Below are 16,928 nucleotides of genomic sequence, written 5' to 3'. Positions count from 1 at the left end.
TTTATTTTATGTCGGCTACAACCGTTTTAAAAAGTTCATAATTAGCTGTTACCCCATCATCTAGATCAAACTTGATTTGTTGATCGGCAACGTTTTTCAATTCCATGTCGTATTCTTCGCATTCGTGGATGTCCTTGCGAATTTGCTCCAGCTTGCGTGCTTCTTGGGTGTTGAGGTTGCTCTCGTTGGCAGATAGCATGGCTTCTTCTGAGCGCAGGTTTTTGAGGTGCTCTAACAAGTAGTTGGCACGGATTTTTTCTGCGGTAAATTCATTCATGCGGTGCATGTAAACCAACGCTTGGAAGGCTCCTTTTTTAGAACTGAACAACCAGTAAATAGGCTTTTTCTTGTACATGCTGCAGTGGTACTTGTAAAAGTCTTTTACCAAGAATTTCTCCAAGTCTTTGTCTAGGCATTCTTGTATAAAGTTGATGTTCTCCGTACGCGTATCATGCCCCCAAAGGGTATCTAACAAACCATACATCTGGTGCAAGGCATCATCAGGGAAATTGCAATTGGAACCCATGAGCGGAAGAATAGCATCTCCATCTATTATAACCTCACCACAGTTGTATGTGTAAGACGCTAACTCTTCTATAGTTGGGTTGGGATGCGCAATGTTTAAACCGGGTTTGTCTAAACGGTAACGGCCCATAAATAGACCAATAGAGTAATTTATAAAACTGGATATGAGATAATCTTGATTTATGCTTAATTGAATTTTGTCATTACTATACTTGATTTCCGAAATATAATCCTGATAAATAGTCAGATATTTTAAATCTGGTTCTGGCTCCAATTGACCATTAAGTTTGTATAGTTCTATAAAGGCAGAATTATTTTCTTTTTCTGCAATGTAAAATTCGTTTGTATCAGCGGATACTTGAGTAACACAAGCTTGGTAAGCAGATTGAATGCTCTTCTCTTTAAAACTCAATAAAAAATGACTTTTAAATTCTCTTGACATTTCCGAAGCATCGAAGTCTTTCTTAGAGAGTCCAATTAACTTTGAGCTTAAAACTTCAATCAGTTTCTTTTTATCTTCTTCTGGCTTTACAAATAAGATTCTTTTTATATCTCCTACTTGAACATTTAAAGTAAAGTTCAAACCAGCCAAAACAAAAGATGATACTTTGCTATTTAATAAAGCGATTGAATAAAGTAGGTCTTCCTTTTCAGGAAATCCAGAAGAGCCTCCCACATCAAATAGATATCCCCTATCTGTGTATCTAGCACTGAAATTTAAAGATATTAAACTCCAAGAAACTCCTTCTCTGAAGTAATAAGCTTCGTTTCGGATAACCGATTTAGGTTTTGTAGCTTTAATATCTTGACCATCTTGATACCAATTAAGTATGAAATAATTGTTCCCAAACCATTTATTGTATCCACCACCCTTGTTATACGGAAACCACTTTTTTTTACTTTGTTGCGCTTCAATCTTATCATAAGCGAATTGCATTATATTCGAAAGTGAAACCTCATACCAATTTCTAACAAATTGAGCATTGTTTCCTGTGGCGAGCCCTTGACGTGGTGTTATAACATCGTCTAAAGTTGGTTCAGTCTCATAGAGTTTGATGAAATCATTTTTGAACCAAAAGGCTAAGGGAGTGCCTGGAATTGTCTGTAGGGTCTTAAGATTCTTTGAGATTTCTTTTTCTCTTTTGGAAAACAACCTTTTTTTCTCAACAACATCGAATGTTTCATCTAGCTTATAACATTTAGTTAAACCTTCAATCTTTATTCGATTAGTGAATACTAAAGCTACATTCTGAACTTTCTTGGTGTTCAACTCTTTAAACACACCAATGCCTAAATGTAATAATGAGTCAATGTGATAATTATTTATAAACCGTTCTCTAAAGTTTTTGTAAGAATCAATGCACATCCAGGCCCATTGATTGATAATCCCTCTTCTACTATTCTTGCTTCCAATTTCACCAAGTACCTCTTGAAATACAGCAAATAAGTCTGACTTAGTATTTGGGTATTGGTTCTCAACGTACTGTTTTAATTGACCGTTTAAAAACTTATAACCTAAATATGGTGGGTTTGCCACTACAGACGAATATTTCTTGGTCAGCAGTAGCATAACAGGAATATAGCTTTGTATGCTTTGGTAAACTGCTTCAACGTTGAAGTCGCGGTAATCAGCATTTTTTAGTTCTTCAAAACGCTGGGCAATGTAGGTTTGCGCTTCTTTGCTCAGCTTTAGCTTCATCACTGAACCTAGGTTCTTGGCCTGTTTCATAAGGCGCAGGGCATGGTCTAACTCTTCTAAATAGTCTTCACCTTCTTTACCTAAAAAGTCTTTCAGTTCTTGTTGGCCAAAGTTGTGGGCTTCGGGCATGACATAGACCTGTGGCAACCAATCTTTGGTCCACACATCGCTATACACTTTGGCGGCTTTTAGCAAAATGGCAAAGGTGGCCAGTTGGGCAGCACGTTCGTCTATGTCTAAACCAAAGAGGTTGTTCTTTAAGATAGATTCTACGGCCTCTTCGGGTGTGTAGTACTCTTCCATATACATCTGGTAGAGCAGATCAAAGCCTTCCACCAAAATATGTCCTGAGCCACAGGCGGGGTCTATCAACGTAAGTTCTTCTACATCGGAAATTAACCCCTCCGTCCCACTTGGGCGGGACACCTCCCCTTGAGAAGGGGAGGAGTTTTCTACGAGGTATTTCATTTTCCCTCTTAATGGAGAGTCTGGGTTTTTATCCAGCCATATTTTACCGGCCGTGTTTTCTACCATGTACTTTACAATCCAGTTGGGTGTAAAGATTTGGGTAGCGGCAGGAATGTCTTTGGCTTCGGCCTTTTTATTCTTTTTAAACGAAGCAAATACTTCGTCTTTCTTTTCTGAGATATAGAACTGGTATAACCAACCGATGAGTTCTACGCTTTGGTAGTCTGCATCGCTTATGGCATCGGTGGTGTTCAGCAAATGCAAAAAGCCTCTGTCTTGCAACATATTGTCGGGCAAGAGCAGTTCGGTGTAATCGTCAAGTTTGCCAAAAACACGTTTTAGTGTGTTGTGGCTGTGGCAATAGCTCGTTAGCAATAGCGCAAAGGCTTCCAGGTCTTTGTTGTAATCACCAATAATTTTTTGCAAACGTGTTTTTTCTTTGGAGGTTAAAAAGGGATAATAACCTTGTCTCGCTCTTTGTAAAATCAATGGGGTATGCTCCATTCCATCAGCATAGCTGAGTTGGGCTTCTTCATAGCCATTTTTGGCCATGATTCTGATGGCCATCATCCTGTTGAACCAGGTATAAGCAGCTTCTTCCACCACCACTTCAATGCCTTTGGCAGCAATCGCGCTTTTTAAAGCGGCCCAAAGTTTAGGCACGTTTGGGTCATCATAAGGTTCACCCCGCAATAAATAACCACCAGGAATGCTGTGTGGTTCTTCCAATACATTTCCTTTTTTATCAAAACCCCAAATGAGCAGTTTTTTGGCTACGCCTTGTAAAAGATTTTTACGCGCATTTTGTGCAAATGTTTTGGTGTTCATTTATTTGAGGATAATGATTTTGTTGTTATGAATAATCTCTAACATTTCATGTCTGACTTTGTTTAAATAGGCATCCAATTCTTGTTCATTGGAAATGGTAGATACCTTTGTAGAAACGTAATATGTTTCTGCTTCTGCTGCTTTATTTCCATCTGCTGTTTGTGTTGCAGAAATAATTTTTGCAAGCTCCGCAGCTTTGAAATTATTTACATTTAATTCTTTTGTTTTTAAGTTATTTACTGAAAAGGCGTTTTTAATCCCATTAATGAAGTAATCGCGGTCTACAAAAACTGATGGTGCTACTTTTCTTTTTTGGGCTTCTGACTCTAACTCATCGAAAACTGTATGATAAAGTTTTATTACCTTTTTTTGAAGATCTGCTATCTGATTTTTTAAGGCTGTCTCGAGCTCCTCAAAAGCTTTCATTATGTGTCTGAATTCTTTTCTCGGGTCAGTAGCCTTCAAGAAATCTCTCATTTTAGCCACTTTATTCCTGTCTTCTTCACCAAGTTCATTGAAGTTTTCTTTATTGACTTCTTCAAATTTCTTAATGCGGTCGTATTCTTTTTGGCGGTTCTGTGCAAAATCCTCCATTCCTTTTGCTAAATCGAATAACTCTTTGTTCTTGATTTGACCGTCTATTAGGTCTGAAAATAGTTTTTTAGGGTCGCGAATACCCAACCATTCATTGAGTTGATTTACCGCCTTGTGAAAAGAAATTCCAAATGGATATGTGCCATAAAAGTCTGTTTCCAAAAGGTCATATTTACTTTTGTGTTTGTGCAAGGCATTGACAAGAATATCAAATTGTTCATTTCCATCGGTAGAGGATCTCAAGTTCTCATTAAAAATATGGTTATAGGCACGCACGACATTGTCGAGTACAGCTGGGTCAATATCTTCACCAGTGATGACTTCACAAGACATACGTTCGGTAGTAGAAACCGCTTTGTTGATAAAATCTATGATAGGATAGCGCTGTTGGCCTTTGTATGCAAATTCTCTTTTTTTCTTTTTAACCAAGTTGATCAAAATATCTAATACAGCTTCAAAACGCCAACCAAAAGGTTCTTTCTCGAAATTTTTGATTAAGTCGTTTACAGTCATTTGGTTGTTATGACTTGTAATAAAATCATTGACAAGGACTTCTGCCGGAGTAAGTATGGGGTTGAGCACCTGGTTATCTGATGCTGACTTCTTTAATTCGCTTTGGTTTCGGGCATAATCAAGACAAAGTTTATGGTTCTTATATAATCCTGAAAGATGGAGATCTATCAAATTATTTATTCTTTCCGCGGGGTTAGAACCATGTATAGAATCGGCTTCTAAAACGGTATTTTGCGAGATAAATCTTGTTTCAGGAAATTTGTTTTTTATCCGCGACTCAATACTTTGTTTTAGTTGGTTATTTCTAATTCTAAAATTCTCATTGGTTTTTGATCGCTCCCCTGCGCCTCCGCCATTGTTAAGGAAATATTTGTTGGTTTTACAGTACCAGTCGAATTCCTTTCTCAAAATGTCGTAATCATTAAACCATTCATTCACGCAGACCACTAACTCTTTTTTGTTCGAGTCGAGTGCTTTTTGGTGAATAGGTGTGTGGTCTGTGAGTAAAACAGTTAAGTCAAAATCGCCATTTCTAAAAATTTCTTTGGCTTCAATACCATAACCAATCTTAAAATCATTTTGGCCAAAAGTAAATTTAGGAGTCACCTTAATTAAAGGTCTGAGGAGTTCATCAAATGTTTTCCAACGATCGTCTAAACCAACCGTTTGACTTTTGATCAAATTCTGGACATCTATTTCATCTTCATTGAAGAAAAAATAGGAGCCTTTTTCTTCTCTTATGATGCTTTCTTCGATCAATTTATCCAAAACTTCTTTGATATCTTTTTGCAGTTGCATTCTGTTTTGATCGAGTTTATCCATCAAGAGCACCGCAAGATTTTCTATAGAAGATGGAAAGGTTTGTCTTTGACTTTCCAGTAGGTTGGATACCAAAAATAAAACTTTCACCACTCTTTGCGCGAAGGGGTTGGTTTGTACATAGGATAATTCCAATCCGTTTTGCACTGCCTTCATACCTCTGTTGGTTAAGTTGGTATGAAATTGTTGGTTATAAAAAGCATCAAAAGGAATAAACCCACCCACTTCCTCATGTCCATGTTGTTTTATCGTGAAATGTGTAATGCCTAATACAGATCTTTCGTTGTCTTTTACCTCCCTAATGACAAACTGAAGTTGTTGAAATGCTTCAAAAACATGGGCAATTAGTTTAAACTGATAAGGAACAAAAGGATAAGCTATTAAAAATTCTTCTTCTTTTTGGTAGCCTTTGTATAATTCATGGCTAATTTTAAATTGATTTTCAATATAATCCTTATTGTTATTATAAAGATCTGTTAATTCTTCAATTCCTTCGCTGTTTTTATCTAATACTCTCCTTTGGGTAATGTAAGAAGCATCATTACTTTGTAAGGATATCCTGGTGTCAAAACGGCCAAGAATTTTACCAAATTCATCTTGTATATCTGTCACTCCATCGGCACCTTTAGAAACGTCTTCTAAGGTTTGTTGGGCAGTACAAGCGATCCACACTTGGTTATTACATTCTTGGCTAACACGTTCGATGATGTTTTGAAAGTTTAGCAAGATTTCTTTGTTGGAACCCACATATTGAGACACTTCATCTACCAAAAATAACAAGCGATAATCCTGGTCTTTTTCTTTTAAAAAGGCTTTGAGTTCCGGGATTAGTGTGGCGTTAATGCCAATTTTAAAACTATCGGGATTGGTTAGCTTGTTATGCAATGAAACTATATCGAGACTTGGATAAACACTTTTTGCTATATCTAAGACATCACTCAATTGAAATCCGGCAACGTCTGCTGCATCTATCTCCCAATCGAATCCAAGTTCAGAAGAAATTTTATCTTTAAATTCTTGAAAAAGTCCTTTTTGGTCTAGTGTTTTTTCCAGTAGAATAGCCAAAGGAATATCATCCGGATTATAACCTCTAAATTTATTGAACATGTTGAGAAAAATACGCGTCAATCGTTCCTGACTGCCATCATCTGTTTCATCTTCCACATTAAACATGATGTCATCACAATGAGAAGCGGTTATTCTTTTTTGAAGAAGTTTTAAATTGCTGAGGGTAATTTTGTCATTTGCACCAGGTTTCATGGTGTCATAATTTCTAATTCCTTTTTCAAGGGCAGCAAAGGCTAATTCTGAGGTATCTTTGTTCAGTAAATAATGGACATACTTAATGAAATGGGATTTACCGGATCCGTAATAGCCGTTTATCCAAATACCTGTTTTACCCGCCTTTTTATTTAGGACTGTATCGATGATCAAAAAAAGTTTCTCGATCAATTCATCTGTGAAAACATATTCTTTTATCTCCGCATTTATGGTTGCATCTTTGTAATCACTTACTACAACAGCTGGATTGATATCGCGGTATATGTCGCGGTCAAAAATTTCTTTTAATAGCATTTTATTCATTGATTAATTTAATGGCTCTATATAGGTTTTCGTCTTTTAAGATTCCAAAAAGACTGTAATAATCTTTGGCTTCACCAGGATAAAACAACACGAGCTTGTAACCTTTTACGTGTTTTTCAAATTTGCTCATAAACCGGCTAGCTCTTATATAAGGATAAGCTCGTCCGAACCCTTTCATGAACACATAAGCCACTTCATAATCTTTGGCTTGCGCTAAATGTGCTTTAATGGTTTCATCGAGATTGTTCAAAAATTCATCTTTATAACCTTCTCGTTTTAATGAATTGTCTACTTGATCTGGGTTGTTTTTTTCATGTTGACAGAGGTAGTCAAACATTGTTGCTTTGCCAAATTTTCTATTCTTTAAATGGTTTACAAACTCTTCGAAAATATCGATAACCATGACATCGAGGTAATTGTTGGGGCGGTGTAGACGGTTTTTAATGTTTAATATTTGCGCATCAATCTCATATTCCTTAGTTGCATCGTAGGTATACATATAGGCCGGAAAAAAAAGATTACCAGTTTCATGATCTTGAAAATCTTTATCGCTAAGCCTCGCATAGAGTTCTGTTATTGTCATTGCTATGATTTATTTAAAACAGGCTGTTAGAAACCAATTTTCGTTTGTGTTAATAAAATAATTCCAGAATGAATCTGATAAACCATATGGAATTTGCAATTTTCCATTTTCCATTAAACCGGCATCTTGTATGGCTTTTCTGTATTGCACATTAATTTTACGGATGGTAGAGACTGACCAACTTTCAACTTCGGGATGGGAAGAAGCTAATTCATCTAAACGCATTGTAATGTCATAAGCTTTTAAGTTTGCACCGATTTTGTATTTTGGTAAAGTAACTTCCAAGTGGATATCTAAGACAACCGGGTATGTTTTTAAGCAAAGAAAAAGTAGCGCTAGTTTTTGCTCTTTTTCAGACCATGCATAATAATTTTCCCAAAAGTAATCTGGTGCATATGCCATCCGCCTTTTTATTTCGCTGAGAATTCTTTTGCGCGCATTGAGTGTTGCAATACCCATGTATACATTTTGAGATTCTTCAGACTTGAGTAGTTCAGCATTATTAGGTTTTGTAATTAACTTTTCAAGGACCATGAATTCATGAAAAAGCAAACCTCCAGCAGTGAAATTGGCATCAAATTTTTTATGATTACTCTTTTTAGGCATTAAACAAGTGCAAATTGTAGTTTTTCGTCAATTAAAATGGTTTATTTTACTTTATATAATACTGTTGAAATTAGCTATTTAGCTATTCTATATTTATTTAATTTTAAATCGATAATTTCTAAAATAAATAAGCTTTGAACAAAGAATTCTCCAAGTAATTTTACATCAAATTATATATTTTTTGATTGTGATATTCTTTTTGGATTTACTTCATCATTTCTTAAATGTTCACCAGTGAAAATTAGGTAATTAAATTCAGTTAAATATTCATTGCTTCATGTTTTTACCTCAATGATGTTCAGTGAAATATCAAAGAGAATATAAACTACCGTATCTGTAAGGTTACTAAGAGATTGAGTCATCAAGATGTTTTTTTTAATACAAATTCTTTTATTGTTGTACATTTTCATTTCTTGTTGATCACTTTTAAAATACTATCTCCGAATTCTTTTACTTTTAATTTGCTTATCCCGTTGATTCTAATCAATTCATTTTTTGTTTTTGGTACATTTTTCACCAATTGATCTAAGACTTTGTTAGAGAAAATGACGAAGGCGGGTTTTTTTTCCGCTCTTGCCATTTCCAAACGCATTTTTTTTAGATCGCTGTACAGGTCTCTTTTGACAGTTATTTTTGGTATTTCTTGTTGATCTGTTATGCCTCTATGGATGTAAATTCCTTCTTCTTTCGCAAAATGAACCAAGGTACCCAGGGTGATTAGTCCCTTATTTTTTTCGAGAATATGGTCATAAAAACGATCAGCTTCTCGCGGGTCATACTCGGTATAAACTGAGCTGATCTCGTGAAAATAATTTCTACCCTGTTCGCCAAGGGTATTTGCAATTGACAAACCTACACGCCACCATTTGTCGTAGGTATTTGTTATATCGATTTTATTTTTCACCAATTCCTTTGCTAGGTTTGCAACCAGATTTTCATTGTCGTGGGCATAAGGGATTTGCTTTTGTATTTCTGCACTGTTTTTCTTTAGCCTTGTGCTTTTTTTACTGGGTTCTTCTCCCAGGACTTCAAAAACATCAGATGCGGGATTGCAATAGATGTTGGGGTCATAAGACAGCAGCATGGCTCTTGATACATCTTTGCATGAGGGATCTAATTCAATTTGAAAGTAATCCTTGTAATACTTTTGCAAGGCCCAAAACTGACTGAGATGAGTTTCTTCTGAGGGATTTATTTTCACAATGATTTTTATCCCTTTACCTCCCGGACTTTTAAAAGCCATGTATGTGTAATTGTCTTTGCAAATGCAGCTGAACAAATGATCATAGTTGACAACCTTGTCTAGGTCAATCTGTATTAATCCACTGTGTTGTTGAAGACCTACTCGTTTTCGTTCATTAAAAACTCCACTCAAAGTAACGGCAGATAAACTGCCTTTTTTGATGTTGTTATACGTTTTCTTTTCAAGGGGTTTCCTCAGTTTTTCTATCACATCTTTTACGTAACCATATTTAATGATTTCATAAAGCTGGTTGATGTCTACCTCCATTTCAGGCTTATTGGTAGACATAAGATTTTTATACAGCGAGAACCTGTAGGCAGTATTGGTGAGTAAAGTCATAGCAAACTTTTTTAAATGTACTTTACCCTAAACGCCGATATCAAAGAACTATTATATTTTTTCGTTGTAATTCATGTCAAAGCAAAATTTACCAAATTGTTCCATGGGTCCGACAATATTGCTATTAATGGTCATGCAAAGCCAGTTTTCTGTTTCATCTTTTTCTTCCAATTTTTCAATAAATAAAGCATATGCTTCCTCCAGTTCTTCCTCTTTTTCTTTCATGCAGGTTTCAAAAAGGGATTCAATACCCTCTTTTGCATATTCAAAACCTCCAGCTTCATCTATAAAACAATAGACTAAGGTATTTGATGGCGTGAAATTTCCATCTTCATCTATGATTTTTTGACCGGTTACCGGACAAAACAGGTTGGTATGATTTAAAAATAATTCTACGTTTTGCATAAGTTTAATGTTTATTCCAATTCAAATATATTTTCGTGATCAAGTTCTAGGGCTTTGACAGATTGGATGGCATTACCTGCGATTCCTTTGATGGAGCCGTACATATTGATCGTGTTGTTCACTACTTTGTCGATCTGTTTTTCGCGCTGTTTCCAGATTCGTTTCATGGCATTTTTTTCTTTTTGCAGGTCTTCGTTCATTTGCGAAAAACCTTCTACAATGCCTTCTATTTGTAAACGGAACTCATTGCTGGTTAAGAAATCATAGAGCATGGCCATTTTATCTCCCTTGTTTTCTTGGGTGATGATGGCATTACTCAATTGAATTACCGACTGGCGCAGCACATTGGACAGACCTTTGAACTCTTCAAAAGTACAGATCCAAATGCCTTCGCGCAATCCCATTCTATCCATGTCTTTGGGCAATACTTCTGTGACGAGTACACCTATATTGGCACCTTTTTCGCGGATATCGTTTTTGAACTTTTCAATCCATGTAGGCTGAAAGTCTTTGGTTCTTTTGCTCTCGTAATAAATAGATCCACAATTTTGAAGTTCACGGGTGTTCACAATCTGAACACAGTCTGCACCTCGAGCTCCTTTTTTGATTTCTCCTATGGTATCTAGAGGAAAATTGGCTGCTAACCATTCTTCTATGGCCAATTCTTGGGCTTCGCCCTGGATTTGCATGGAACCTTGTTCCTGTTTGCGCTTCATTTCTTCGGTCAGTTTTTTCTGGGCCTCCAATTGCATGACAAGTTCTTTGATTTTTAACTCATTGGCTTCCTCTGCCATTTTCTTGATTTTTTCCTTTTCAAGGTTAAGGGTGATGTTTAACTGCGCTTGTAATTCGGCAGATAGACTGTCTTTTAACTCTTCTTTTTCGCGCTTTAACCGTTCGATCTCCGCTTTACTTTTGTTGAGTTCTTTGAGTTTGTCGGATTTCTCTTTTAGCTCCTCATTTAGTAAAGCAATCTGTTCTTCATTTTCTTCTGACAGTTTTTTGCGTAATCCAAGTTCTTTTTCTTTGAGGCTTTCTTTCAACTTTGTATCAAGTAGGTTTTGAAACTCTTCGGCCTGTTTTCTTTTGAGTACTTCGAGTGAAGCTTTTTCATTGTTTAACTGGATTTCTTTTGCTTGGAGTTGCTTTTTTATCTGCATTTCTTTTTGCAGGTATTCTTTGCGAATGGCATCTTCTAACTGGTGTTTTAAGATATCATTGACATCGATTTGCGTTCCACAACTCGGACAGGTAATTTGGGTTTCATTTTTCATCACTAGGTCTATTACAATTTGACAGATACAAATCTAATTTGATGTTATGCAGTCTATCTGCACAGTTTAAATTTTATAATTTTTGTATAATTCTTCAATACGCGTTTTTAGATTATCCCTTAGCATAGTAGGTTCTAGTACTTCTATGTTCTCTCCGTAAGAAAGTAAACATGATTCGAGCTCATAATTTGGAATAAGGTTGAGTTCTACCAGAAAATGTTCTTCCTGTGGGCGAATTTTTTGAGAGCCATGCAGGGGTTTTGTGCGTATATAATGAATGGCATTGGGAGACACTTTAAGTAATACGCTTTGTAAGGGTTTTTCAGAAATTGATACACCAATCACATCGTCAAAATATTCTTCAAAGTCTATGTCGGTTGGGGTGTATTTTTGAGCTGTCTCTTCTATTTTTTCGATGCGGTCGAGGGCCAGGTTGGTCAGTGTCTCAAATCGTTCGTCTTTCCCCAATAAAAACCAGCGGTTGTTGTATTGTTTTAGGTGGTAGGGATGCAGGGTGAAAATAATGGGTTCAGGATTGTTGAAGGATTTGTAGGTGATTTTTAAAACTTTTTGGTAATGGATGGCATTGTATAATTGGGTGATGTGTTCTTTCCCTTGTAAATAAGGGTTTTCTTCAAAGGAAATGATGTTTTGATCCGTATTTTTTAGTTTGAAATTGTCCTCCAGGCGAAGGGAAAGTTCTTCGATCCAGTCGTATTGCGGAGTACCCTTGAATCTCGATAAGGTTGCCAGTGCCGCTTTGAGGTGATTGGCATCCGATTCTGAGAGCGGTTGCTGAGAAATTGAAAAAGTTGGATCGAGATAACGGTAGACTTTCTTTTTTCCGAATTTCAGTTCGTCGTTGAGTTCGATGCTCCAGCCTTGTTCGCTTTGCATAAAACGAATGTCGTCAAAAAGTTGTCGCCTTTTGATCCCTTCTGCGGCGGGATCAAAATCGAGAATAGCATTGTTACAAGCTTCTAATAGGTCGTCCAGGGTATAGTTTCTTCCGGTGTTGCGGAAGCATTTGTCGAGGGTGTTGTAACGGATTTGTGCGTGTTTGTTTGTAGCCATGATCTACGTTCATTTTTGTCTTGACACAAAAGAAACAAAAAGTCAAGGCTCCAAATTAAAATGTAGTTAAACGTTCATTTCTTTGCTTGTCCAAAGAAACGAACCAAAGAAAGGACACTTTTTTCGTAGGAATTTTAGCTTTGCTAAACCGTTCTAAAAATACCGCGGTAAATTTCATTTACCTGAATCTCGGTATTTTTATTCACTATTCTGTCGAAAAAAGGATTTTACTTTGTCGATATTAATTTCTTTTTAATTTGAGGCCGGTTTTATTGTGCTTCATTTTATTATTCTGGATCAAAATGGATCGGTATAAATGTAGAAAATTGTGTGCAGAAAGAGTGCATAGATTGATTCTAAATTTGAATTGTGGGTGTAAAATACAGCCTGCAATTAGCGCAAGGCTATCAGCAATTTATAAAAACAAGGAAAATGGATAAAACACTTTACAAAACATTGGTTGTTTTAGGAATATTGTTTGTGAGCTATTGGATAGGTAAATACGCTATTCTTTTTATAGGTATCACCCTTGCTTTGGTGATGAATAAACTTACGCCGAAGTGAGGTTATTCTTTTAATGCGTCATGCCAGTCGTCTAATTGCATTTTAAGGCGTTCAACTTCCTTTGGTGCCATTGGTGTACAATGTGCAATAGGAACTCTCAGTCTATTCAAATTTATGAGCGTTTCATTTATAGATTTTAAGCTTTTGCAAAATTTAGGTTCAAAATCAGTCCAATTTACATTTATGATTTTTCTTAAATCACCAAAGGTAGAATAATCAATCTCATTTTCAGACCGTTTAGTTTGTGGTGTGTCTAATTCATATTCCAAATTATTTTTTACGTTTTCTTTCACCCGAAAATCAACTTTTTTATCCCACCAATTTTCTCCGTATTTCTCTTCCATTATTTCTACAATCATTTTGCGAATGGATCGTTCCAAGGTATAGAAAAGGGTATAATAAGTGCTCATTTCTAAGGCCTCTGATTTGAGTACTTCATCGGTTGTGATGTGGTCTAAAATCTCCCGAAAGGGTTTTGCAGTTTTATTTTTTAGACCGTTAGATTTTGATCCGGACCTTTTATTTGGATCAGCCATCACTATTTTTTGGTAATGGTTATACTCATTTGGAGAGATGATCTTTTTTTCGAGTAGATAGTCTAAAAATAAATCTTTGCTCGTAATTATCCATTGGCTACAAACGCGCAAGTCTTTATTGCGAATGGTATAATCTTTTTTCCAGAAGCGCACAGCTTCATCGTCCTTTACGATTTGATTGTACTCCTTGCAAAATGGAAAATTGATGTTGAAGGTTCTTTTGGAATATTCTTTGTCCATAAGATGGAACAATTCATCACGGTCTTTTGTTTCGCAATACTGAAAGATTTTGTCAACATGTGTTTTGACGAGTTCGCCTATGAGCATGTGTTTGGAGTTTGAATGATTAAAGATATTAAAATCGATCAAAATTTTTGTACAGGGACATTAACTTTATGTTGAGTTGTTTTATGCAGATAGGGTGCATAGGTAATTTTGATATTTGCCTTGAAAAAATAACTAAATTTAATGCAACAAACCATTTAGAAAAATAATCATGATTATTCAAATAATAGGGAAATGATCAAAAAAATTGGCATAGAAAATTTCAGGGTATTTAAGGATTATACAGAGTTTGAATTGGCACCTCTAACCGTGTTGACCGGGCCAAATAGTTCTGGGAAGAGTTCATTTATAAAATTAATATTACTATTTAAAAATGGGATAAATAAGTTAAACTTTAATGATCGAAACATACATAATCTTGAGAGTTTTGAAAAATGTTTGAATTGGTTGAATGAAGAAGATGTATTAAAAATTAAGATTTTTGGTGAGAATGAATTTATTGAATTTATCTATCAAAATAGTATGATTAGGGAACTGAGTTTTAACGAAGATGGATTTTTATTTAAATATCGTTCAATTGGCGGATCAAAATATGAATTCAACAATATTATGATCAAAAAAATAATTGATGACATTTACAAAGTCGATTTTAAAACATCGAATTCCAAAGAAGTTTTCGAAAGGTTATTTAGATGGAAGTTGGATTCAAACTTGGGAATTGAGAAGGAATTGAAGCATTTGAAAGAAGAATTATTAAATGTTAACAGAGATGGCTTATTATTTGAACTGGTAAAAGGTGATATTGTTTTCACGGAAAAGTTCAGTTCTCAAATGCTTGGCATTCAGGAAGAATTATTTGAAAATGTAGTTTTAGAAGCAATAGATCCTTATTCCCAAAACCCCGTTGAAAAGTTAGATTTTTTTATAAATTTCAGATCTCATTTAAATAGTCTCGGAGTTTTAGTGAAGAGTGAATTCCACTTTAGGTTGGTTAAAGAATTAAATATTGACTTTTCCCAATATGAAATTACTTATTCAAAATTGGGTAAATTGATATTTGATTATGATTTTGATACACAATTAACTCAACAAGATGGTAAACACTTTAAAATAAACCTAATCCATGAAAATTATGTTAGAAGATGTGATTTAATAATAGAAGAATTCGAAGCTTTATTGGATAGTATATTTTATATTTCACCGAGAAGAGGAGGTCAGAAGAGGGTCTTATCAAATAGATCGGATAATGAAATTGACCTAATAATAAGGGATTATGCGATATCCGGAGAAAGCTTTGACAAGAATTTTATTCAAGATTGTTTTAGCATTATCAAACTAAATGGTGAATTAAAAATTGAAAGATATGAAGGTGAAATTTCATTAATTTATATAAAACAGGGCGATAGATTAGTTAATTTGGCAGATGTAGGATTTGGTTATTCCCAGATAGTTCCTATTATTATTCAGATATATAATTTACACAATAAATATGGAATTGATAAATCAAGTCCAATTTCGTTAATCATTGAAGAACCAGAGGCCAATTTACATCCCAATTTGCAATCAAAATTAGCAGATGTGTTGGTTTTGGCATATAAAACTTATGGAATACATTTTATTTTGGAAACCCATTCTGAATACCTGATCAGGAAACTTCAATATTTAACTGCCAATAAGGAAATTACGACTGAGGATATCAATATCTATTATTTTAATGAAGATGAATATGTGAATGAAAAGGAGAAAAAGGTAAAAAAAATTAATATCAATACGTTTGGCGGACTCACAGATTCTTTCGGACCAGGATTTTATGATGAAGCGACCAAATTACAGTTTGAACTTTTGAGAATAAATAAAGGTCAAAACAATTGATATGGAGTTATACGTTGACAAAGTTTTTTTAGATAATTTTTATATTGAATATGAAGGCAGGCCCAGCCAGGAGGTTTTAAAGTCAATTTTAACTTCCTATGGAGATAAGCGTGTCTTTATAGATTTTAATCCAGATGATTTTGAAAAGCTGAAATCTGAGAATGAATATTTCGCTTTAATTGGCAATACATTACCTCCCACACCCGTTGATTCAATTGAAAAGCAATTGTTTGAAAAATCAGATTTCAGTCAGGTATTGGTATTTATGAATGAACCACAAGCATGGTTTGAAGAGGCGGAAAAAAAAGGTGCACTCTGTTTTACTTTTGATAATTATGAGCGCAGGATAAAAGAAATTATTGATAAACTACATTTTAAAATTGATTTAAGCGAAGGTTTTAAAGGCTGGCAATTTTTAGAACAATTTAACGAACTTCCTTTTAATAATCTTGTGATCACAGATGGGTATGTGTTAAGCGATAAAGACCGTCAAAAAGTGGAAGATAATATTTTACCGATACTCAAATTGTTACTCGGAAAAAGAACGGGGAATTTGCAAATTGACATCCTTACCAAGGACTTGAATCCTTTAAGTACAGAGGCGAAACATATCAAAGAAAAAGCAAAGAAACGTTATGAACTGCTCAATAGAACTTTTGCCAATTTACAGGCCAAATTTCAAATTATTATGGATGGAATAGAAAATCCATTCGATTTTCACGACCGAATTATCCAAACCAATTTTAGTTTAACAGATTGTGGAAAAGGTTTTAATCTCAGCCAATCAAAACCTTCCAATTCACAGATCATATCAGAATCAATTTTTGATAGATATACTTATAATCGATTAAATAATCACCGTAAAATGCAGCGGGCATATATTAATAAGTTGAAGAACCTGGATAGCTTAAAATTTAAGATGTATCCATGATTTGTTTTTATAATTTTGCTATTTATTCAGTTATATAATATTTATTGATTTCAATCAGTTTATCAATCCAATTTTCGATGGTCGTCAATCTTTTGGGATACATGTTATCGCCCAGGTAATGTTGAATATTTTTTTGGTGTCATTGGTGCTCTTTGGGCTATAGGTCATCGTATGCACTTGACGTTT

12 protein-coding genes are annotated in these 16,928 nt (G+C 35.0%); 3 read left to right on the top strand and 9 right to left on the bottom strand.

The features are described from left to right. Position 1 precedes the first annotated feature (1 nt). The 8 genes from pglX to ACFQ39_RS06330 form a co-directional block, all read right to left on the bottom strand. Positions 2-3,520 (bottom strand): BREX-1 system adenine-specific DNA-methyltransferase PglX, encoded by a 3,519-nt coding sequence (pglX, locus tag ACFQ39_RS06365; protein WP_377177185.1) that lies wholly within the window; start codon positions 3,518-3,520, stop codon positions 2-4. After that, a complete protein-coding gene (brxC, locus tag ACFQ39_RS06360; protein ID WP_377177183.1) occupies positions 3,521-7,030 on the bottom strand; it encodes a BREX system P-loop protein BrxC in 3,510 nt (1,169 codons plus the stop codon). Continuing rightward, positions 7,023-7,613, bottom strand: a complete 591-nt coding sequence (locus tag ACFQ39_RS06355; RefSeq protein WP_377177181.1) for a BREX protein BrxB domain-containing protein — start codon at positions 7,611-7,613, stop codon at positions 7,023-7,025. Before ACFQ39_RS06355 ends, brxC begins: the two co-directional genes overlap by 8 nt. A gap of 9 nt (positions 7,614-7,622) precedes the next feature. Beyond that, positions 7,623-8,219 (bottom strand): BrxA family protein, encoded by a 597-nt coding sequence (locus tag ACFQ39_RS06350; RefSeq protein WP_377177179.1) that lies wholly within the window; start codon positions 8,217-8,219, stop codon positions 7,623-7,625. Between the two features lie 406 nt (positions 8,220-8,625). Then, positions 8,626-9,801 (bottom strand): BT4734/BF3469 family protein, encoded by a 1,176-nt coding sequence (locus ACFQ39_RS06345; RefSeq protein WP_377177177.1) that lies wholly within the window; start codon positions 9,799-9,801, stop codon positions 8,626-8,628. 51 nt (positions 9,802-9,852) lie between these two features. Continuing rightward, complete coding sequence (locus ACFQ39_RS06340) at positions 9,853-10,206, bottom strand: hypothetical protein (RefSeq protein ID WP_377177175.1); 354 nt, start codon at positions 10,204-10,206, stop codon at positions 9,853-9,855. Positions 10,207-10,217: 11 nt separating this feature from the next. Beyond that, positions 10,218-11,480 carry a DUF2130 domain-containing protein gene (locus ACFQ39_RS06335; RefSeq protein WP_377177173.1) on the bottom strand — a complete coding sequence of 421 codons (1,263 nt, stop codon included), beginning with the start codon at positions 11,478-11,480 and terminating at the stop codon, positions 10,218-10,220. Between the two features lie 66 nt (positions 11,481-11,546). Continuing rightward, complete coding sequence (locus ACFQ39_RS06330) at positions 11,547-12,554, bottom strand: helix-turn-helix transcriptional regulator (protein WP_377177171.1); 1,008 nt, start codon at positions 12,552-12,554, stop codon at positions 11,547-11,549. A 432-nt stretch (positions 12,555-12,986) separates the two neighbouring features. Here ACFQ39_RS06330 and ACFQ39_RS06325 point away from each other — a divergent pair, with 432 nt between their 5' ends. Further along, entirely contained in the window at positions 12,987-13,118 is a 132-nt protein-coding gene (locus ACFQ39_RS06325; protein WP_377177169.1) for a hypothetical protein, read from the top strand. 2 nt (positions 13,119-13,120) lie between these two features. Here ACFQ39_RS06325 and ACFQ39_RS06320 read toward each other — a convergent pair whose 3' ends face one another. Then, positions 13,121-13,981: a Swt1 family HEPN domain-containing protein gene (locus ACFQ39_RS06320; RefSeq protein ID WP_377177167.1), complete on the bottom strand. Its 861-nt coding sequence runs from the start codon at positions 13,979-13,981 to the stop codon at positions 13,121-13,123. A gap of 192 nt (positions 13,982-14,173) precedes the next feature. On the opposite strand from ACFQ39_RS06320, the gene ACFQ39_RS06315 reads away from it, so the two are divergent. Both ACFQ39_RS06315 and ACFQ39_RS06310 read left to right on the top strand, forming a co-directional pair. Continuing rightward, complete coding sequence (locus ACFQ39_RS06315; RefSeq protein ID WP_377177165.1) at positions 14,174-15,811, top strand: DUF3696 domain-containing protein; 1,638 nt, start codon at positions 14,174-14,176, stop codon at positions 15,809-15,811. 1 nt (position 15,812) lies between these two features. Then, positions 15,813-16,742 carry a hypothetical protein gene (locus ACFQ39_RS06310; RefSeq protein WP_377177163.1) on the top strand — a complete coding sequence of 310 codons (930 nt, stop codon included), beginning with the start codon at positions 15,813-15,815 and terminating at the stop codon, positions 16,740-16,742. The last annotated feature ends 186 nt before the right edge of the window (positions 16,743-16,928 follow it).

It is taken from the genome of Namhaeicola litoreus (assembly GCF_042679565.1).
Classification (GTDB): Bacteria; Bacteroidota; Bacteroidia; order Flavobacteriales; family Flavobacteriaceae; genus Namhaeicola; species Namhaeicola litoreus.
This window is presented reverse-complemented; position numbering and strand designations above follow the sequence as displayed.